Annotated in this window: 16 protein-coding genes; 7 read left to right on the forward strand and 9 right to left on the reverse strand. The window is 60.3% G+C overall.

The features are described 5' to 3' along the window. The first annotated feature begins 3 nt into the window (after positions 1 to 3). Entirely contained in the window at positions 4 to 936 is a 933-nt protein-coding gene (locus JFT44_RS00280) for a siderophore ABC transporter substrate-binding protein (protein WP_198830269.1), read from the forward strand. A gap of 65 nt (positions 937 to 1,001) precedes the next feature. Continuing rightward, positions 1,002 to 3,185 (forward strand): TonB-dependent receptor, encoded by a 2,184-nt coding sequence (locus JFT44_RS00285; protein ID WP_370693709.1) that lies wholly within the window; start codon positions 1,002 to 1,004, stop codon positions 3,183 to 3,185. A 443-nt stretch (positions 3,186 to 3,628) separates the two neighbouring features. Here the strand turns inward: JFT44_RS00285 and JFT44_RS00290 are convergent, their stop codons facing one another. From JFT44_RS00290 to JFT44_RS00330, 9 genes are all read right to left on the reverse strand, one after another. Further along, positions 3,629 to 4,387: an XRE family transcriptional regulator gene (locus tag JFT44_RS00290; RefSeq protein WP_057438988.1), complete on the reverse strand. Its 759-nt coding sequence runs from the start codon at positions 4,385 to 4,387 to the stop codon at positions 3,629 to 3,631. Between the two features lie 225 nt (positions 4,388 to 4,612). Next, entirely contained in the window at positions 4,613 to 5,140 is a 528-nt protein-coding gene (ppa, locus tag JFT44_RS00295) for an inorganic diphosphatase (RefSeq protein WP_003176323.1), read from the reverse strand. Positions 5,141 to 5,251: 111 nt separating this feature from the next. Next, positions 5,252 to 6,064, reverse strand: a complete 813-nt coding sequence (locus tag JFT44_RS00300) for a zinc-dependent peptidase (RefSeq protein WP_198830270.1) — start codon at positions 6,062 to 6,064, stop codon at positions 5,252 to 5,254. A 6-nt stretch (positions 6,065 to 6,070) separates the two neighbouring features. Continuing rightward, the gene (locus JFT44_RS00305) at positions 6,071 to 6,727 is read right to left on the reverse strand and encodes a DedA family protein (protein WP_038443607.1); all 657 of its coding nucleotides are present in this window, start codon (positions 6,725 to 6,727) and stop codon (positions 6,071 to 6,073) included. Positions 6,728 to 7,026: 299 nt separating this feature from the next. Beyond that, a complete protein-coding gene (locus JFT44_RS00310; protein WP_057438990.1) occupies positions 7,027 to 7,485 on the reverse strand; it encodes an N-acetyltransferase in 459 nt (152 codons plus the stop codon). Positions 7,486 to 7,590: 105 nt separating this feature from the next. Then, the gene (eutC, locus tag JFT44_RS00315) at positions 7,591 to 8,430 is read right to left on the reverse strand and encodes an ethanolamine ammonia-lyase subunit EutC (RefSeq protein WP_057438991.1); all 840 of its coding nucleotides are present in this window, start codon (positions 8,428 to 8,430) and stop codon (positions 7,591 to 7,593) included. Next, positions 8,427 to 9,821: an ethanolamine ammonia-lyase subunit EutB gene (locus JFT44_RS00320; RefSeq protein ID WP_057960716.1), complete on the reverse strand. Its 1,395-nt coding sequence runs from the start codon at positions 9,819 to 9,821 to the stop codon at positions 8,427 to 8,429. The genes eutC and JFT44_RS00320 overlap by 4 nt, the downstream gene beginning before the upstream one ends. A gap of 51 nt (positions 9,822 to 9,872) precedes the next feature. After that, positions 9,873 to 11,306: an ethanolamine permease gene (eat, locus tag JFT44_RS00325; protein ID WP_057438992.1), complete on the reverse strand. Its 1,434-nt coding sequence runs from the start codon at positions 11,304 to 11,306 to the stop codon at positions 9,873 to 9,875. A gap of 143 nt (positions 11,307 to 11,449) precedes the next feature. After that, the gene (locus tag JFT44_RS00330; RefSeq protein WP_057438993.1) at positions 11,450 to 12,970 is read right to left on the reverse strand and encodes an aldehyde dehydrogenase family protein; all 1,521 of its coding nucleotides are present in this window, start codon (positions 12,968 to 12,970) and stop codon (positions 11,450 to 11,452) included. A 291-nt stretch (positions 12,971 to 13,261) separates the two neighbouring features. Here JFT44_RS00330 and JFT44_RS00335 point away from each other — a divergent pair, with 291 nt between their 5' ends. The 5 genes from JFT44_RS00335 to JFT44_RS00355 all read left to right on the forward strand — a co-directional run bounded on the left by JFT44_RS00335 (position 13,262) and on the right by JFT44_RS00355 (position 19,219). After that, positions 13,262 to 15,175 (forward strand): sigma-54-dependent Fis family transcriptional regulator, encoded by a 1,914-nt coding sequence (locus JFT44_RS00335; protein WP_186625018.1) that lies wholly within the window; start codon positions 13,262 to 13,264, stop codon positions 15,173 to 15,175. 402 nt (positions 15,176 to 15,577) lie between these two features. Beyond that, on the forward strand, positions 15,578 to 16,699 hold the full coding sequence (locus JFT44_RS00340; RefSeq protein WP_198830271.1) for a hypothetical protein: 1,122 nt from the start codon (positions 15,578 to 15,580) through the stop codon (positions 16,697 to 16,699). A gap of 267 nt (positions 16,700 to 16,966) precedes the next feature. Then, the gene (gene mpl, locus JFT44_RS00345; RefSeq protein WP_198830272.1) at positions 16,967 to 18,316 is read left to right on the forward strand and encodes a UDP-N-acetylmuramate:L-alanyl-gamma-D-glutamyl-meso-diaminopimelate ligase; all 1,350 of its coding nucleotides are present in this window, start codon (positions 16,967 to 16,969) and stop codon (positions 18,314 to 18,316) included. Next, positions 18,313 to 18,942: a flavin prenyltransferase UbiX gene (gene ubiX, locus JFT44_RS00350; protein ID WP_038443595.1), complete on the forward strand. Its 630-nt coding sequence runs from the start codon at positions 18,313 to 18,315 to the stop codon at positions 18,940 to 18,942. The genes mpl and ubiX overlap by 4 nt, the downstream gene beginning before the upstream one ends. Continuing rightward, positions 18,935 to 19,219, forward strand: coding sequence for a YceK/YidQ family lipoprotein (locus tag JFT44_RS00355; RefSeq protein ID WP_120734200.1), 285 nt, complete (start codon positions 18,935 to 18,937; stop codon positions 19,217 to 19,219). Before ubiX ends, JFT44_RS00355 begins: the two co-directional genes overlap by 8 nt. Positions 19,220 to 19,252 lie beyond the last annotated feature (33 nt).

A 19,252-nucleotide genomic window follows, 5' to 3' on the forward strand; every position in this document is an offset into this window, starting at 1 on the left:
CCCATGAACCGGACACATACAGCCTGGGCCTACGCCCTGTTACTGGCCGCGCTTGGCGCAGGGCCGGCTTCGGCCGCCGCCCCGATCAGCGTGCCCCACGCGTTGGGCTGCACACTGATCCAGCCGCCCGTACAGCGCGTGGTGGCCCTGGACATGAACGAAGTGGATTTTCTCGACCAACTGGGCGTACCGGTGGCCGGTATGCCCAAGGACTTCGTGCCGCAGTTCCTGCAACGCTACAAGAACGACGCGGCGGTGGTGGACACCGGCGCCATCGTCCAGCCGAACCTGGAGCGGGTGCACGCGGCCAAGCCGGACCTGATCCTGATCACCTCGCTGCAGGCCCCGCACTACGGCGAACTCAGCGAGATCGCGCCCACCGTGCATTTCGACGTGGATTACCGCGACAGCCAGAAGCGCCATATCGAAGTAATCAAGCAGCACCTGCTGACCCTCGGGCAGATCTTCGCCAAGCCGGCCCTGGCACAACAACAGGTTGCCGCCCTCGACGCCAAGGTTGCAGAAGCGAAACGCATCACCGCCGACCGCCCCGAACGCGCCCTGGTGGTGCTGCATAACAACGGCGCGTTCAGCTCGTTTGGCGTGCAATCGCGCTACGGCTTTGTGTTCACCGAGCTGGGCGTGAAACCGGCCAGCCCGACCGCCGAGGCCGGCTTGCATGGCCAGCCGATTTCCAGTGAATTCATCCAGCAGGCCAACCCGGACATTCTCTACGTAGTTGATCGCACGGCCGTCATGGAGCATCGCCCGTTGCTGAATGCGCAAACCCTGGGCAACCCGTTGTTGCGCCAGACCAATGCCTGGAAAACCGGGCGCGTGGTGTTTGTCGATGCCGATGCCTGGTACGTCATGGCGGCCAGCCCTAGCTCGATCAAGCAAGTGATCGCCGATGTGATCCAGGGCTATCAACCCTGATTCCAGGCGTTAACCCCGCTTCAAGCTGCCAATACTAAAAAACATCCCACCTTACGGAGCCTTCCATGACTCACCGTACACGTACCCCTGTGCCCGCTCGTCCGGGCTTTACCTCCATGGCCTTGCTCGGCCTGGCAATCAGCAGCGCCCCCGCGTTCGCCGAAGAACTCGCGCAAGCCGAAGAAAACCGCGTGTCTACCTTGCCGGCGATTCGCGTCGAGGGTGAAATGCCGGCCGCCGACCTGCCGCTGAGCTACGCCGGTGACCAGGTGGCGTATGGCAGCCGGCTCGGCCTGCTGGGCAACAAGGACTTTATGGAAACGCCGTTCAGCACCATCAGCTACACGGAAAAGTTCATTGCCGACCGCCAGGCCCAGACCGTCACCGATGTGATCGCCGCGACCGACCCAGCGGTGTTCAGCAATGGCCTGAAGGGCACCTACAGCGAGAACTATTCGATCCGTGGTTTTGCCACCAGCATCAGCGACGTGACCATCGACGGCCTGTTTGGCGTGGCGCCGTACTACCGCATTTCGCCGGAGATGTACGAGCGCATCGAAGTGTTGAAAGGCCCGTCGGCGCTGCTCAACGGCATGCCGCCAGGCGGTTCGGTGGGAGGCATGGTCAACCTGGTGCCCAAGCGTGCCGGTGCTGAGCCGCTGACGCGCTTTACCACCACCTACATGTCCGAGGCGCAGTTTGGCGGCCACCTCGACGTAGGCCGTCGCTTTGGCGATGAGCAGCAATTTGGCGTGCGCTTCAACGGTGTGTACCGCGATGGCGACACAGCGACCGAGCAGCAACAGCAGAAAGCGCAGTTGAATTCGTTGGGCCTGGATTGGCGCGGTGAGCGGGCGCGGCTGTCGGCCGACCTCTACAACAGCGAAGACCGCGTGCGCGGGCAAAACCGTGGGATCAGCCTGGCGGCGAATGTGGCCGTGCCCAAGCCGCCGAAGTCGGACACTTTACTCAACCCGGACTGGGCGTTTGTCGATACCAAGGATCAGGGCGCGATTGTGCGCGGCGAATTCGACCTGACTGAGCAACTGTTGGCCTATGCGGCGTTCGGCGCCAGCGAGACCCACTACCGCTACAGCGGCGCGATGTCGGCCCAGGTGATCAACAATGCGGGGGATTTGAAGACCAGCATGGGCCAACTGAAGATGGACATCGAGAAAACCTCGGGCGAGGCGGGGCTCAAGGGCAAATGGCAGACCGGGCCGATCGGGCACCAGTGGGTGGTCAATGCCACGCGGTATGCCGACAAGCAAAAGGACTATGGCCGGCGTTGGGTGCCCGGTGCGGATTGGCTGACCAATATCTATCACCCGACCTGGGGGCCGGAGGCGCCGCGCAGCTTTGCGCCGGTGGCACACACCGAATCCACGCTGACCAGCTACGGCGTGGCGGACACCTTGTCGGTCCTTGACGACAAGGTGCAACTGACCCTTGGCGTGCGCCGCCAGAACGTGGTCACGGACACCTTCAATACCACCACCGGCGCGCGTAACAAGCCCGGCTATGACGAAAGCGCAACAACACCCGCCGCAGCCGTGGTGGTCAAGCTCACGGAACAGGTTTCGGTGTATGCCAACTACATCGAGGGCCTGAGCAAAGGCGCGATGGCGCCGATGACGGCAGCTAACTACGGCGACGTTTTTGCCCCGTACAAATCCAAGCAGAAGGAAATCGGCCTCAAGCTCGACCTGGGCACGTTCACCCACACCCTCAGCCTGTATCAGATCGAGCGCCCGGGCAGCTCGACCGATCCGGTGACCAACGTGTTCTCCTTTGGTGGCGAACAGCGCAACCGAGGCATCGAGTGGGGCTTCTTCGGCTCGCCCATCGACGACGTCCGCCTGATGGGCGGCGTTGCCCATGTTGATCCGAAGATCACCAAATCGCCAGGCGGCGATGACGAAGGCAAGACGGCCACCGGGTTGCCCAAGCTGCAAGGCAAGCTCGGCGCGGAATGGGACACGCCACTGGTGCCGGGCCTGACCCTGACCGCCAACGCGACGGCGGTTTCCCAGCAATACATCAGTGATGACAACTCGCAGTCGATCCCCGGCTACACCATTTTCGACCTGGGCTCGCGGTATGCAATGCAGGTCGCCGGGCGACCGGTGACCCTGCGTGGCACGGTGACCAACGTCACTGACAAGGCGTACTGGGGCATGCCGCTGACGTCCAGCCTGGGCCTGGGCGCGCCGCGCACGTACGAGTTGTCGGCGACCGTGGATTTTTGATGCTTTAGCAAGAGTAAAACTTCAACCTGTGGCGAGGGAGCAAACTCCCTCGCCACACAGCTATTCAGAATGCGACTCTTTTTCCCCCCATTTGTCCCCCCCGCTTCATCGTCGGATGAGGTCAAATGGCGTTGAACGCCATTGGACAGGGACGAACCTGAAACGCCCGTTATAGCTAAGTTATCGGCAGGACTCTCGGATGGAATAGGTTTATTTCGGACAATTAAAAAGCCGGCTTGTGGCCGGCTTCTCGGGGACTGGTTAAGTCTATTTTTGGTAAACCTCACCAGCCTTCAATCGTTCACTCAAGCGCTCGCCCAAGTGATAGAGGGGGGCATCAGCGGGAACTCCTCCGCATCGCCGGGCAGGGTGTGCTGGCTTCACGCCAACCCCTGCCAAATGTGCCGCGCATGATACTCACATTCCCCGCAGTTTCCCAGCGTCTAGTCTGATTTAGAGCCGTCGTAGCCTATCAAGTGTTCGTCCAGCGGGACCGGTGGGCGGCGGTTGTTGAGGGTGGACCACCAGAATACCCAGCCCAGGATGTGTACGTTTTGCTCGAAGCGCTGGTCGTAGGTCAGGAATTCGTCGGGGTGTTCGCTGTTGTTGTGGCTGCGCATGCGCAGGCCGCCGCCGGGGCGGTTGTAGAGGTATTTGATGCGTAGCATGCCGTGGTGTTCGAGGGCGTAGATTTCGCCGTCGATGATTTGGGTGCGGCCGCGGTCGATGGCGAGGATGGCGCCATCCTGGATGATGTCGATCATGCTGTTGCCGACCATGTAGGCCCCCAGGGCGCGGTCGGCGGTGACGTTGAGTTGTTCCAGGGTGCGCAGGGAGAGGCGCAGGCTTTCCTGGGAGTTGAATGAGGCGTGGAGGGGGATCTCCACGTCGATCTTTTCCGGGCCGCTATTGGGGCCGCAGAGGTAATGGCCGCAGTCTTCACGGGCGGTAGCGCTGTTTCCGTGGTTGGGGCCTTCCAGCTGGAGGTTGGTCGGCGGGTGTTTAGGGCCTTCGCCGGTACGTAGCCAGCGGCTGGTGACACACAGCAGTTCTGCTATTTCGTCGAGCCGGGCCAAGGGCACGCCGCGCTTGAACCAGTTGTTCACATGCTGGGGCGTGACGTCGCGATTCTTGGCGAAGTCGGATGCGGAAAGATGAACTTCCCGAAGTAACATTCTTAAGCGATCACCTGATGTATTCATAAACGCAGAGTTTACTGTCCGGAAAACAAGATCAAATAAACCATACGTTGAGTTGGTGTATGTAGGTGTTTCCTTATTGCAAGTAAAATCTTGTCCGGATTCTATCTAGTTAAACGTTAGTTGTTGTTTTGTTTATTTAATTGAACTTGTTGTTTATTTTTTCCCACAAAAAAAGCCCCGAGTGATCGGGGCTTTTTTAGATTGCCGTGGCAATGAGTAGCGGTATCAGCCTTTGTAGGCAGCTACCGACTTCATGATCTCGGCACGGGCGGCGTCTGCGTTGCCCCAACCGTCGATCTTCACCCATTTGCCTTTTTCGAGGTCTTTGTAGTTCTCGAAGAAGTGCTTGATCTGCTCCAGCAACAGCGGCGGCAGGTCGGTGTACTCCTTCACATCGACGTACAGCTGGGACAGCTTGTCGTGTGGCACTGCGATGACTTTGGCATCGCCGCCGCCGTCGTCGGTCATGTTCAGGATGCCAACCGGGCGGGCGCGGATGACCGAGCCTGGGGTGACCGGGTAAGGGGTCACGACCAGCACGTCGAGGGGGTCGCCGTCGTCAGCCAGGGTGTTGGGGATAAAACCGTAGTTGGCCGGGTAGAACATCGGGGTGGCCATGAAACGGTCAACGAACAGGCAGTCGCTGTCTTTGTCGATTTCGTACTTGATCGGCGCATGGTTGGCCGGAATCTCGATGGCGACGTAGATGTCGTTCGGCAGGTCTTTGCCAGCCGGAATCTTGCTGTAGCTCATTGGGCGTTGCCCCCGTAGTTGGCCAAGTAAATTGGCCGGATTGGCCTAAAAGTGGCGGCGATTATAGGCATATTCCTGCGCCGATGCCACGCGCCAGACGTCGTACGGTACTTAGCCTTCAGTCTGATAGCGCGGGTCGCTGGCTTGCAGATGTTTCAGGCGTGCCAGTGGATCCTGGCGGTAAAACTGGCTCAGTTGCCCGTAGACCTGTGGATAACTGTCCACCAGCAAATCCGGGGCGCTGAAAAAATATTCGCTGGTGACCGCAAAAAACTCTGCCGGGTTTTCCGCGGCATACGGGTCGATGGCGGTTTCGGCGTCGGGGTTGTGGTCGAGCTGGCGGTTGAGGTCATCAAACGCGCTCTGCATCACGCTGGCCCACTCCTGGACGCGCATGTCGCTGTGCAGCGGCGGCAGGCCGTTGGCGTCGCCATTGAGCATGTCGAGCTTATGCGCCAGTTCGTGGATCACCAGGTTGTAGCCTTCCCAATTGCCGCTGGCCAGTACGCCCGGCCAGGCGAGGATCACCGGGCCTTGCTGCCAGGCTTCGCCGCTGTGCTCGCCATCCCATTCATGTTCCACGCCGCTGGCGTCGCGATGGCGCTGGGGGCTGCGAAAGTCATCGGGGTAGAGAATGATTTCATGGAAGCCCTGGTACCACTCCAACTCGCCCAGGTTCATCAGCGGCAGTTGGGCCTGGGCGGCGAGCAGCAGGCGTTGTTCCTGGTGCAGATCGACGCCGGGCAGGGCAGTCAGGTGTTTTTCGGCGAGGAACAGCGCGCTGGCCTCACGTAACCATTGGTCCTGTTCGGCGCTGATGCCGTCGAGGAAGGTCAGGTGATGGCGCACCCGTTGCCACGTTTCATCGGCAACCGGGTGCTTGGCCAGGAGGCGCCGGCGACGCCAGGCGCTGAGGGACCACATGGCCGATCAGTGCGGCTTGGCTTCGGAGGAGGTGCGGCCAAAGCGGCTGCGGGCCACGCCAATGATCATTGGCACCAGCGACAGCAGGATGATGAACACCACCAGCAGCGACAGGTTTTTCTTGATGAACGGTACGTTACCGAAGAAGTAGCCGAGGGTGACCAGGCCACCGACCCAGAGGATGGTGCCCAGCACGCTGAAGCCGAAAAAGCGCGGATACGGCATTTTGGCGACACCGGCGACGAACGGCGCGAAGGTGCGCAGGATCGGCAGGAAGCGCGCCAGGGTCACGGTTTTGCCGCCGTGCTTGTCGTAGAAGTCGTGGGTCTTTTGCAGGTAGTCGCGGCGGAAGATTTTCGAATTGGGGTTGCTGAACAAGCGTTCCCCGGCGGTGCGGCCGATCACATAGTTGGTGCTGTCACCGAGGATCGCCGCCAGCATCAGCAGGCCGCCCAGCAGGACCGGGTCCATCCCGCCACCGGCAGCGACGGCGCCGGCAATAAACAGCAGGGAATCGCCGGGCAGGAACGGCATGACCACCAGGCCGGTTTCGCAAAAAATCACCAGGAACAGGATGGCGTAGATCCACGGACCGTAATTGGTTACCAGCAAGTCGAGGTACACGTCGAGATGCAGGATAAGGTCGAGCGGGTTGAAATCCATGGATGGCACCTGTGTGAATGGCCCGACTCAGCGGGCCCGTGCGGAGGCTTCGGGCAATAAGGCTACATGTGTATGCCGTTTTTCTTACAGCCCTAAAACGTCGGCATTATACGGACTGAGTGATGAAAAGCGTGCTGGTTTTGTAGCGGGGGATGTCTCGGCTATTCTGGCTAGCACTGATCCAAATGTGGGAGCGGGCTTGCTCGCGATAACGGTGGGTCAGTTAAAAATACATCGACTGACCCACCACTATCGCGAGCAAGCCCGCACACATTTTTTGGGTGTTTGGGCGAATGGCTTCAGTCTTCGCTGATCGGCAATGTGTAGTTCTTGAACTCGGTATCTTCGCGAAAGCCCATGGACTCATAGGTCTTCTGCGCCACCGCGTTATTACTGCTGGTGGACACGCGCAAACGCACGGCATTGGTTTCCTTGGCCATTTTTTTCGCGGCGCGCATCAGGTTGTCGGCCACCAGTTGGCGGCGGGCGTCCTCGGCGACGTAGATGTCATTGAGGATCCACACCCGTTTCAACGACAGCGAAGAAAAGCTCGGATACAGCTGGCAGAAGCCCAGCAGCTTGCTGTCGTCGTCATCCGGCAGCGCCAGGTAGATCACCGACTCCTTGCGCCGCAGACGCTTCTCCAGAAACGCCCGGGAGGAGTCCGGAAAGGGCAGCGCGCCATAGAACTCGCGGTATTTGACGAATAATGGGGTCAACAGGTCCAGGTGTTCCAGAGTCGCTTGAGTAATCCGCATGCTAGGCCTCAACTTCTATAGGAATACAACGGCAAACGGTCCATTACTCGGGCGCCCGCTGCTTGATGCTGCCTAAAGCGGTGAAAAATCGCAATCGTGCCGGCATCAGTCCTTGGTTGGGCTGAGCAGGAAATTGCCTTTCATCAGGTCCGGATCATCCGATTCCAGGGTCTGAACCTGCGCCTCATCCTTGAGATTGACCCCCGACAACTGCCGCCGACAGGCCTCGCGCATCAGGTACAGCAGGCGGTGCGCGGCCATGCCGTAGCTCAGACCCTCCAGGCGCACATTGGAAATACAGTTGCGGTAGGCGTCGGTCAGGCCGACCTTGGGGTTATAGGTGAAGTACAGCCCCAGGCTGTCCGGCGAGCTGAGCCCTGGCCGCTCGCCGATCAGGATCACCACCATTTTTGCCCCGAGTAACTGGCCGATCTCATCGGCCACCGCCACCCGGCCTTGTTCCACCAGGATCACCGGCGACAAGGACCAGCCTTCAGCGTGGGTCTGTTCTTCCATGCGTGTCAGAAACGGCACGGTGTGTTTATGCACCGCCAGCGCCGATAAACCATCGGCCACTACCACCGCCAGGTCCACACCGCCCGGGTTGGCCTGGGCGTAGTCGCGCAGGGTCTGGGCCGACTCATCGCTCAGGCGCCGTCCCAGGTCCGGGCGTTGCAGGTAGCTGTGGCGGTCGGGCGCGGCGCTGTGCAGCAACAGGCTATCGCGGCCGCGCTCGGCCATCTGGCTGCTCAGGCCGGTATGGTCAAACGGTAGGTGTACCGCGTCGCGGGCCTGGGCATGGGCGAACTGGAAGTCCAGTTGCGCGCCGGTGGGAATACTGGTGCCGGTGCGGCCCAGGGCGATTCGCGCCGGGGTCAGGCGCCGCAGCTCCAGCCAGGGGTTATCGCTTTCAGGTGTGTCGATTTGCACTGGAGGTTCCTTCATCCCAATTGCGCCAAGGCGTGGCGGAAGGCTGGTGGCAGGTTGTTACCAAACCGCACCTTGCCATCGGCTTGCGTGAAGATGCCCATTTTCGCCAGCCACTGCTCAAACTCCGGCGCGGGCTTTAAACCCAGGGTTTGCCTGGCGTAGAGCGCGTCGTGGAAGGATGTGGTCTGGTAGTTGAGCATGATGTCGTCGGAACCCGGGATGCCCATGATGAAATTGATTCCGGCTACGCCCAGCAAGGTCAGCAGGGTGTCCATATCGTCCTGGTCGGCTTCGGCATGGTTGGTGTAGCAGATGTCGCAACCCATGGGCACGCCGAGCAGCTTGCCGCAGAAATGGTCTTCGAGGCCGGCGCGGATGATTTGCTTGCCGTTGTATAGGTACTCGGGGCCGATAAAACCGACCACCGTGTTGACCAAAAATGGCTTGAAGTGCCGCGCCACAGCATAGGCACGGGTTTCGCAGGTTTGTTGATCAATCCCGAAATGCGCGTTGGCCGACAGGGCGCTGCCCTGGCCCGTCTCGAAATACATCAGGTTTTGCCCCAGAGTCCCGCGATTCAGGCTCAGGCCTGCGTCGTAGCCTTCCTGCAGCACATTCAGGTTGATCCCGAAGCTGGCGTTGGCCGCCTCGGTGCCGGCGATCGACTGGAACACCAGGTCCAGCGGTACGCCGCGGTTGATCGCTTCGATGGAGGTGGTGACGTGGGTCAGCACACAGGCCTGGGTCGGGATCTCGTAGCGCTGGATGATCGCGTCGAGCATTTCCAGCATGGCGCAAATCGAGGCGATGCTGTCGGTGGCCGGGTTGATGCCGATCATGGCGTCGCCGTTGCCGTACAGCAGCCCATCGAGGATGCTCGCGGCGATGCCCGCCGGTTCATCCGTCGGATGGTTAGGTTGCAGGCGCGTGGACAAGCGCCCGCGCAGGCCCATGGTGCCGCGAAACTGGGTGACGACGCGGATCTTCTGCGCCACCAGCACCAGGTCCTGCACACGCATGATCTTCGACACGGCGGCGGCCATTTCCGGGGTCAACCCCGGCGCCAGTGCACGCAGGCTGTGTTCGTCGGCCGCGTCACTGAGTAGCCAGTCCCGCAGCCCGCCGACGGTCAGGTGGCTGACCACGGCAAAGGCCTGCTGGTCGTGGGTGTCGATGATCAGCCGGGTGACTTCGTCGCTTTCGTAGGGGATCAGCGCCTCTTCCAGGAAGTGCTTCAACGGGATATTGGCCAGGGCCATTTGCGCCGCCACACGTTCGCCGTCGTTCTGTGCGGCGACGCCGGCGAGAAAATCCCCGGAGCGGGCGGGACTGGCCTTGGCCATCACGTCCTTGAGGCTGTCGAAACGGTAGGTCAATGCACCGACCGAGTGGGAAAAACTTGCCATACAGACTCTCCATGACGACGCGGGCGGTGGCCCGCGCCGTGGTTTACGGCGTTAGTGCAAGGCGGCCTCTGCGGCCTGGATCGCCGCGAACTCTTCTTCCGGCGTGCCTGCTACCAAGTGATGCCGACTGTAGAAAGCGAAGTAAGCAATTAATACTCCATAGATGATCGCCGCGCCAATCACCACGCGCGGATCCACCAGGAAGCCCGCCACCACGGCGATGCAGGCCAGTATCAGGGCCAGGCCCGAGGTGAAGATGCCGCCCGGCGTGCGGTATGGGCGCTCCATTTTGGGGCGACGGATGCGCAGGGTGATGTGCGCGGCCATCATCAGCACGTAGGAAATGGTCGCGCCAAACACCGCCACCAGGATCAGCAGGTCGCCCTGGCCGGTCAGCGACAGGCCAAAACCGATGATCCCGGGAATGACCAGGGCCAGCACCGGTGCCTTGCTTTTATTGGTTTGCGACAGTTTGCGCGGCAGGTAGCCAGCGCGGGACAGGGCGAAAATCTGCCGGGAGTAGGCATAGATGATCGAGAAGAAGCTCGCGATCAGTCCGGCCAGGCCCACCAGGTTGACGAAGCTGCCCATCCAGGTCGAGCCACCGTAGGCCAGGGCCAGGGATTCCACCAACGGGTTGCCGGACTTGATCAGCGCCAGGGTGCCGGCGCCGCCGGGGGCAATCACCAGGATCAGCAGGGCAAAGCTGGTGAGCACCACAATCGCGCCGATCAGGCCGCGGGGCAGGTCGCGCTTGGGGTTCTTGGTTTCTTCGGCAGCCAGGGGCACGCCTTCGACGGCGAGGAAGAACCAGATCGCATAAGGAATCGCGGCCCACACGCCGACATAGCCGAACGGCAGGAAACTGCTGGCGCCCTTGGCTTCGGTCACGGGAATGTCCAGCAGATTGGCGACGTTGAAGTGCGGCACCATCGCCACCAGGAACACGCCCAGGGCAATTGCGGCGACGGCGGTAATCACAAACATCAACTTCAGCGCTTCACCGACGCCAAAGATATGGATGCCGATAAAGATGATGTAGAACGCCAGGTAGATCATCCAGCCGCCAATGCCGAACAGTGATTCGCAATAGGCGCCGATAAACACCGCGATGGCGGCGGGGGCGATGGCGTATTCGATCAGGATCGCCGTGCCGGTGAGAAATCCTCCCCAGGGGCCGAAGGCGCTGCGGGCAAAACCATAGCCGCCACCGGCGGTAGGGATCATGGAGGACAGTTCGGCCAGGGAGAAACACATGCACAAGTACATGGTGGCCATCAGGAGTGTGGCGAGGAACATCCCGCCCCAGCCGCCTTGGGCCAGGCCGAAGTTCCAGCCGGCGTAGTCGCCGGAAATGACATAGGCAACGCCGAGGCCGACTAATAGCACCCAGCCGGCGGCGCCTTTTTTCAGTTCTCGTTGTTGGAAGTATTCGGAGCCGACTTTTTCGAAGTCGACGGAGGATCCTGTCGGTTCGCTAGGCATGGGAAAGTACCTTGTTTTTATTGTTTTAACTCGGCGGATGTCTGCCGAATGCACGTCGCAACTATTGATGAAGATCCAAGTGTGGGAGCGAGCAAGCCCGCTCCCACATTTAATTGCATTTCAAGTGTGGGAGCGGGGGAGGGTTAGAAGAAACCCAGTGGGTTGATGTCGTAGCTCACCAGCAGGTTCTTGGTCTGCTGATAGTGATCCAGCATCATCTTGTGCGTCTCACGGCCCACACCGGACTTCTTGTAACCACCAAACGCGGCATGCGCCGGGTACAGGTGGTAGCAGTTGGTCCACACACGCCCGGCCTTGATCGCCCGGCCCATGCGGTAGGCGCGGTTGATGTCGCGGGTCCACAAGCCGGCACCCAGGCCAAACTCGGTGTCGTTGGCGATCGCCAGGGCTTCGGCTTCGTCCTTGAAGGTGGTGATGCTCACCACCGGGCCAAAGATTTCTTCCTGGAACACACGCATCTTGTTGGTGCCCTTGAGCAGGGTCGGCTGGATGTAATAGCCGGTTGCCAGGTCGCCGGTCAGCTTCTCCACTTTGCCGCCAGTCAGCAGCTCGGCGCCTTCGCCCTTGGCGATTTCCAGGTACGACAGGATCTTGTCGAACTGTTGCTCGGACGCCTGGGCGCCCACCATGGTGTCGGTGTCCAGCGGGTCGCCACGCTTGATCGACTCGACCTTCTTCATCACCACCTTCATGAAGTCGTCGTAGATCGACTCTTCCACCAGCGCGCGGGAGGGGCAGGTGCACACTTCGCCCTGGTTGAAGAACGCCAGCACCAGGCCTTCGGCGGCCTTTTCGATAAATTGCGGTTCGGCTTTCATGATGTCGGCGAAGAAGATGTTCGGCGACTTGCCGCCCAGCTCAACGGTGGACGGAATAATGTTTTCGGCCGCGCAATGCATGATGTGCGAACCCACCGGCGTGGAGCCAGTAAAGGCGATCTTGGCGATGCGCTTGCTGGTCGCCAGGGCTTCGCCCGCTTCCTTGCCGAAGCCGTGCACCACGTTCAGCACGCCCGGTGGCAGCAGGTCGCCGATCACTTCCATCAGCACGTTGATGCCCAGCGGGGTCTGCTCGGCAGGCTTGAGTACCACGCAGTTGCCGGCGGCCAGGGCGGGCGCGAGTTTCCAGGCGGCCATCAGCAGCGGGAAGTTCCACGGGATGATCTGCCCGACCACACCCAGGGGCTCGTGGAAGTGATAGGCGGCGGTGTGTTCGTTGATCTCGGCGCTGCTGCCTTCCTGGGCGCGGATGCAGCCGGCGAAGTAGCGGAAGTGGTCAGCGGCCAGGGGGATATCGGCGTTGAGGGTTTCGCGTACGGCCTTGCCGTTGTCCCAGGTTTCGGTAATGGCCAGCAGTTCGAGGTTCTGTTCGATGCGGTCGGCGATTTTCAGCAGCACCAGCGAGCGGTCCTGGGCCGAGGTCTTGCCCCAGGCATCAGCGGCGGCGTGGGCGGCGTCCAGTGCCTTGTCGATATCTTTGGCAGTGGAACGTGGGAATTCGGCGATGGGCTTGCCGTTTACCGGCGAAGTATTGGTGAAGTAGTTGCCATCTATCGGGGCCACAAACTCGCCACCGATGTAGTTACCGTACTTGGCCTTGAACGAAACGATAGCGCCTTCAGTACCGGGGTGTGCATAACGCATGGTGGGTATCTCCTGACTTCTTATGTTTATTGGAGTGCAGCGTGGCTGCGCTTGATAAAGCGTAGAGCAAAGGTCGGGCCAGTGCCCTGCAGGCCAGGTAAATCAAGGCTTTAGGGTTTGTTGCAAGGCGTTGCTGTGACAGCTTTGGGACAGTCGGGGTGACAGTTTGTGCCACCGGCGATACAACCTGTGACCCATGGGTCGCCCCGGGATTGCAATGCGCCAAGGCGTGGAGGATGCTGGGCGTCCCGGTCCGCGGTGTGTCCCACGCAACAGGAGAACAATAAGAAGATGCAAAACGATCATTTCAGCCGCCATGCCCGGCAAGTCCTGACGGTCACCCGTGGGCAAGACCCGCTGCACGGTCCCGGCAGCGATCCCTCGATTGCCCGTTCCTGGCTGCGCTGCCTGGAGGACTATCACCTCGACCCGGCACTGACCATTGCCCCCACGGTGCTGGAGCACGATCGCCTGCTGGAAAGCCGCGAGCGCCTGCAGCAGGTGCTGCACATCGCCGGCACCGAAATGAACAATTTGCATCAACAGCTTTCCGGCGCCGGGCACGCGGTGCTGTTGACCGATGCGCGTGGGGTGATCCTCAACTGCGTCACCGCGCCTAGCGAGCGCAAGGTGTTCGAGCATGCCGGCCTATGGCTCGGCGCTGACTGGAGCGAGGCCTGCGAAGGCACCAACGGCATCGGCACCTGCCTGGTGGAGCGCCAGGCCCTGACCATTCATCGCGACGAACACTTTCGCGGGCGCCACACCGGCCTGACCTGTTCCGCCAGCCCGGTATTCGACCCCCATGGCGACCTGCTGGCAGTGTTGGACGTGTCCTCGGCCCGTGAGGCGGTATCGCGTCAGAGCCAGTTCCATACCATGGCGCTGGTCAATCTGTCGGCGAAGATGATCGAGAGCTGCTACTTCCTGCGCCACTTTGAAAACCACTGGTTGCTGCGTTTCCACCTGCAGGCCGAATCCGTGGGCCTGTTCAGCGAAGGGCTGCTGGCGTTCGACGGTGAAGGGCGGATCTGTGCGCTCAACCAAAGCGCGCAGAACCTGCTGGGGCTGCCACGCGGGCGTTTGCTGGGCCTGCCGGTGGAGATGTTTTTCGACTGCCGCCTGGATGACTTGCTCGGCCGCGCCAGTGCCAACGCCAGCGCCAGTTGGCCCCTGCGCACCCGCGATGGGCGCAGCCTGTTCGCGGTGTTGCGCGGCGAGGCCCGGCGGGCGCCCGGCCCACGGGTTCCGGCGCCGCCCAAGGTCGAGCGGCCGCGCGTGCCGGGCATCTGCCTGGGCGATGAGGCGCTGCAGAATGACTTTCGCAAGGCCCTGCGGGTCTTTGAGCGCGACGTGCCGCTGCTGATCAATGGCGAAACCGGCTCCGGCAAGGAGGCATTCGCCAAAGCCGTGCACCATGCCAGCCAGCGTGCCGACAAACCCTTCGTCGCCCTGAACTGCGCGGCCATCCCTGAGAGCCTGATCGAGAGCGAATTGTTCGGTTATCGCGGTGGCAGTTTCACCGGCTCCCGCAAGGAAGGCATGCGCGGCAAGCTGCAACAGGCCGATGGCGGTACCTTGTTCCTCGATGAAATCGGCGATATGCCGCTGGCGTTGCAGACCCGGTTGCTAAGAGTGTTGGAAGACCGGCTGGTGGTGCCCATTGGGGGTGAGCCGCAAGCGGTGGACGTGCGGGTGATCAGCGCGACGCACCGCAACTTGCAGGAACGTGTGCGTGACGCCAGTTTCCGCGAGGACTTGTATTACCGGCTCAATGGCCTGGAAATCGCCTTGCCGCCGTTGCGCGAGCGCACTGACAAGTCGCAGTTGCTGGACTTTCTTCTGGCGCAGGAAGCGCAGGGGCAGACAATCGTACTTGATGACGATGCGCGTCAGGCACTGTTGGACTTCTCGTGGCCGGGTAACGTGCGACAGATGCGCACGGTGTTGCGTACTTTGGCTGCACTCTGCGAGGGCGCACGGGTCGGGTTGAGCGATCTGCCTGCGATAATTGGCCGGGTGCCTGTCCAGGCGCGAACCGTCGTCAAGCAGCCGTTGGAAGATGCCGAGCGGCTGGCATTGCTGAACATGCTGGAGCAGCAGCGCTGGCATATGACCCTTGCTGCAGAGCAGTTGGGCATTAGCCGCAATACGCTGTACCGCAAGCTGCGCAAGCATGGAATTGCGTTGCGTTCTGCGGGCTGAGCGAGGGTAAAGACCGCTCCTGTGCTTTGACGCCTGTGCTGATCAATTCGCCCTCATGATCTCTGTTCAATGGGCATGGGTGTAATAGGGGTTAATATATTTGTTGTGAAGTTGTGTGTGTTTGCTAGCGTGCTGGTTGCGACTTGGCGGGGTGATTATTTAATGCATTTATTGTTTTTAGGTGTTGGCATGATTCGTCGGTGTGAAAAGTGTTGCGGTTGAGGTGTGACGCTATTGGTTGTAATGGTTCATTTAATTTGTGTGTTGTGTGGAACTGAAGTCTGCCTATCTCATACTCAAGTGGAAAGGATGGTTCATCGTTTATGATGCTTTGACACTAGGGATGAATAAAATTGATAGTAATCACGTCGTTGACGTGTTTTTTACTATATAGGTGGCAATATGAATATTTCAGGTTTTCCTGTTTCGGTTCCGTTGCACGTGAATGATCCCGTGGATGGCTTGCCCCGGCAACAGGCATCAGCCGTTACGAAAAGTGCGTCCTACTTTGATGAAACGGCGCAAACTCCGGACACCCAGGCGTCCAGTGAGGCGAACAGTACGGGTGAAAATTCGGGTGAAGGCGCCGTGCGAGTCAGGCGCGGGTTTGGATCCCCTCGCCTTCCTCGACCGTTTTCCAGCGCAGGATCAAAGGCCCTTAAAGTCCCCTCTAACGGGATCGCCGGTAAATTTGTACAGACAGCGTCAGTAAAGCCCAATGTGGCTCCCCGTCCGACTGCAGGGGCCTCGAACAGCAAGGGGATAGCTAACTTCAGGGACATTGTGTTCAAAACGCAGCACCCTGGCGCCTCACTGCCCGTTGGGCCCAAGCCCGTGGTTGCGCAACCCAAGACATTTGGCGATGTTGCCACCAATCTGATTGCGGCTGATCGCCTGGTCAAGGCCGGTGTGTTTAAAACCGATACACCTTTGAAAACTGTAGCTCGCGATGCTTTTGTGAATGCGTCCGTAAATGGCCTGGTTAGTACTCCGTTGAGTATTGGTACTTATGCCGGATCGGTTTGGAGCGGTGAAACCATCAAGGGTAGCTTTAGCGCCACTACCCCATTATTGCCCCCGGCCCACCAGCCGGCTCCGAGTCAGCAATCCAATGGCGTTACGCCAGCGGCAGGCGGTACAGGAGAGCAAGACGCCACAATGATTAAGTTGCGGTTGGATAATGCCGAGACAAAGTTGCTGTACGCGGTTAACACTATTCAACTGCTGGCTGAGGGAGGGGATGGTGAGGCTCTTACGAAAGATCCGAACTGGCCAACCGAGACAAATGCGCGTATCAAAAAACTTGAGGAGTTGTACGGCGCAGCAGAGAAAAATATGGAGCTGACGGCTGCGGAAAACGGTTTTATTTTCAAGCCGTATAAAGAAGAATCAGTGGTCGAGCCTAAAACTGTTACCAGTCGCCTGGATGTACTTGATAAAAGGAACGAAACAATCAATAACTTCATTGCAAGGATGGTTGCCATTCGGGAAGTGGAAACAAAAGGCAAGAAAGAGATAGTTTGATAGTGGTCTGTCTGCTTTTGGTTCGGTGGTTTGAGTTCGGTTGTATTTTTTACTAAGTAGCAGCTGTCAGGCCCGGTATTTTGCGGGAGTTCCTAAATGCCGGGCTTGATTCCAGTGTACTGAATTGCAAAAAGAGTAGAAAAGTCCCTCGACTGTTTATCAGTGAGCGCCACGCTCAGTGGCGGAAAAGATCGCACGCTAATCGCTAAAAGAGTGCGAATTTTCCCACCCTACGCTAACCTGCCTCGATGTTTTACGAGGTCGACTATGCACATTCATATTCTCGGTATTTGCGGCACCTTCATGGGCTCAATGGCGGTCCTGGCCAAAGAGCTGGGGCATCACGTCACCGGCTCCGATGCCAACGTCTATCCGCCCATGAGCACGCAGTTGCAGGCCCAGGGCATTGAGCTGACCCAAGGTTACGACCCGGCGCAATTCGATCCGGTCCCGGACCTGGTGGTGATCGGCAATGCCATGTCCCGTGGCAACCCTGCCGTGGAGTACGTGCTGAACAAAGGCCTGCCCTATGTGTCCGGCCCGCAATGGCTGGCCGATCACGTGCTGCAGGGCCTTTGGGTGCTGGCGGTAGCCGGTACCCATGGCAAGACCACCACCAGCAGCATGCTGGCCTGGGTGTTGGAACATGCAGGCATGAGCCCCGGCTTCCTGATCGGCGGCGTGCCACAGAATTTCTCGGTGTCGGCGCGTTTGGGCGATACACCGTTTTTTGTGATCGAGGCCGATGAATACGACAGCGCCTTCTTCGACAAGCGCTCCAAGTTCGTTCACTACCGCCCGCGCACGGCGATTTTGAACAACCTGGAGTTCGATCATGCGGACATCTTCCCTGATCTGCCGGCCATCGAGCGGCAATTCCACCATCTGGTACGCACCATTCCCAGCGAAGGCCTGGTGATTCACCCCACCACCGAGCCGGCTTTGCAGCGCGTGATCGAGATGGGCTGCTGGACGCCGGTACAAACCACTGGCGCCGGCGGGCAGTGGCAGGTCAAGTTGTTGAGCGAGGATGGCAGCCAATTCGAAGTGCTGTTTGAGGGCGAGGCCCAAGGCATCGTCGATTGGGACATGACCGGCCAGCATAACGTCGCCAACGCCCTGGTGACCCTGGCTGCAGCCCGGCATGTCGGCGTGGTACCGGCCATGGGCATTGCCGCGCTGAGCGCGTTCAAGAGCGTCAAGCGGCGTATGGAAAAGGTCGCCGAAGTGAACGGGATTACCATCTACGACGACTTCGCCCACCACCCCACGGCGATCGCCACCACCCTCGACGGCCTGCGCAAGCGCGTTGGCGATGCGCCGGTGATTGCGATTATCGAGCCGCGGTCCAACTCCATGAAGCTGGGCGCGCACCGTGATGGCCTGCCGGAAAGCGTCAACGATGCCGACCAGGTGGTGTGGTACGCGCCAGCCAACCTGGGTTGGGACCTGGCAGCCGTGGCCAGGCTTTGCACGGTGCCGTCGATTGTCAGCGACTCGCTGGAAGGCATCATCGAACGGGTCAAAAGCCAGGCCAAGCCCGGTACCCACGTGGTGATCATGAGCAATGGCGGCTTTGGCGGCCTGCACGGCAAACTCGCCGAGGCGCTGCAATGAGCGGGCCGGAGCGCATCACGCTGGCGATGACCGGCGCCTCCGGCGCGCCCTATGGCTTGCGTTTGCTCGATTGCCTGGTGCGCGAAGACCGCGAGGTGCATTTCCTGATTTCCAAGGCCGCGCAATTGGTGATGGCCACCGAGACTGATGTTTCGCTGCCGCCCAAGGTGCAGATGATGCAGGCCTTCCTGACCGAATACACCGGTGCGGCGGCGGGGCAGATCAAGGTCTATGGCAAGGAAGACTGGATGTCGCCCGTGGCCTCCGGCTCCGGTGCGCCGGCGGCAATGGTGGTGGTGCCGTGTTCCACCGGCACCCTGTCGGCGATCGCCACCGGTGCCTGCAACAATCTGATCGAGCGCGCGGCGGACGTGACCTTGAAGGAGCGCCGCCAGTTGATCCTGGTGCCGCGCGAGGCGCCGTATTCGAGCATTCACCTGGAGCACATGCTCAAACTGTCGAATATGGGCGTGACCATCCTGCCGGCGTCGCCGGGCTTTTATCACCAGCCGCAGACCATTGATGACCTGGTGGATTTCGTGGTGGCACGGATTCTCAACTTGCTGAACATCCCCCAGGACATGTTGCCGCGCTGGGGTGAGCATCATTTGAGCAGCGATGAATAAAGTCCTGCTGATCGTGCTGGGCCTGCAACTGGCAGGCTGCGCCACCGTACGCACCCTGGATGCGGCGAAACCCGGTGCGCCAGTGGTGTATGCGGGCACGCGCCTGGATCTGTATGCGCTGCAGGGTGGTTGCTGTGCCATGGACCGTTTTGGCGCCGAAGCGCCGAGCTACCCGGGCCTCGACCTGCCGGCCAGCGCGCTGCTCGACACGCTGCTGTTGCCGCTGTCGGCGTTGACGGTATTGGGGGTTGGGTTTAATGCGACGGGTGGGTTGTAGCCTGTAGCGATGGTTGTGGTCTGGGCGGGCCCC

The organism is Pseudomonas sp. MF5691, assembly GCF_016405645.1.
GTDB lineage: Bacteria > Pseudomonadota > Gammaproteobacteria > Pseudomonadales > Pseudomonadaceae > Aquipseudomonas > Aquipseudomonas shahriarae.

Excerpts from the sequence above, each read along its gene's own strand:
- JFT44_RS00280 (WP_198830269.1), top strand. The coding sequence starts at position 4 with ATGAACCGGACACATACAGCCTGGGCCTACGCCCTGTTACTGGCCGCG.
- JFT44_RS00285 (WP_370693709.1), top strand. The coding sequence starts at position 1,002 with ATGACTCACCGTACACGTACCCCTGTGCCCGCTCGTCCGGGCTTTACC.
- JFT44_RS00290 (WP_057438988.1), bottom strand. The coding sequence starts at position 4,387 with ATGAATACATCAGGTGATCGCTTAAGAATGTTACTTCGGGAAGTTCAT.
- ppa (WP_003176323.1), bottom strand. The coding sequence starts at position 5,140 with ATGAGCTACAGCAAGATTCCGGCTGGCAAAGACCTGCCGAACGACATC.
- JFT44_RS00300 (WP_198830270.1), bottom strand. The coding sequence starts at position 6,064 with ATGTGGTCCCTCAGCGCCTGGCGTCGCCGGCGCCTCCTGGCCAAGCAC.
- JFT44_RS00305 (WP_038443607.1), bottom strand. The coding sequence starts at position 6,727 with ATGGATTTCAACCCGCTCGACCTTATCCTGCATCTCGACGTGTACCTC.
- JFT44_RS00310 (WP_057438990.1), bottom strand. The coding sequence starts at position 7,485 with ATGCGGATTACTCAAGCGACTCTGGAACACCTGGACCTGTTGACCCCA.
- eutC (WP_057438991.1), bottom strand. The coding sequence starts at position 8,430 with ATGAAGGAACCTCCAGTGCAAATCGACACACCTGAAAGCGATAACCCC.
- JFT44_RS00320 (WP_057960716.1), bottom strand. The coding sequence starts at position 9,821 with ATGGCAAGTTTTTCCCACTCGGTCGGTGCATTGACCTACCGTTTCGAC.
- eat (WP_057438992.1), bottom strand. The coding sequence starts at position 11,306 with ATGCCTAGCGAACCGACAGGATCCTCCGTCGACTTCGAAAAAGTCGGC.
- JFT44_RS00330 (WP_057438993.1), bottom strand. The coding sequence starts at position 12,970 with ATGCGTTATGCACACCCCGGTACTGAAGGCGCTATCGTTTCGTTCAAG.
- JFT44_RS00335 (WP_186625018.1), top strand. The coding sequence starts at position 13,262 with ATGCAAAACGATCATTTCAGCCGCCATGCCCGGCAAGTCCTGACGGTC.
- JFT44_RS00340 (WP_198830271.1), top strand. The coding sequence starts at position 15,578 with ATGAATATTTCAGGTTTTCCTGTTTCGGTTCCGTTGCACGTGAATGAT.
- mpl (WP_198830272.1), top strand. The coding sequence starts at position 16,967 with ATGCACATTCATATTCTCGGTATTTGCGGCACCTTCATGGGCTCAATG.
- ubiX (WP_038443595.1), top strand. The coding sequence starts at position 18,313 with ATGAGCGGGCCGGAGCGCATCACGCTGGCGATGACCGGCGCCTCCGGC.
- JFT44_RS00355 (WP_120734200.1), top strand. The coding sequence starts at position 18,935 with ATGAATAAAGTCCTGCTGATCGTGCTGGGCCTGCAACTGGCAGGCTGC.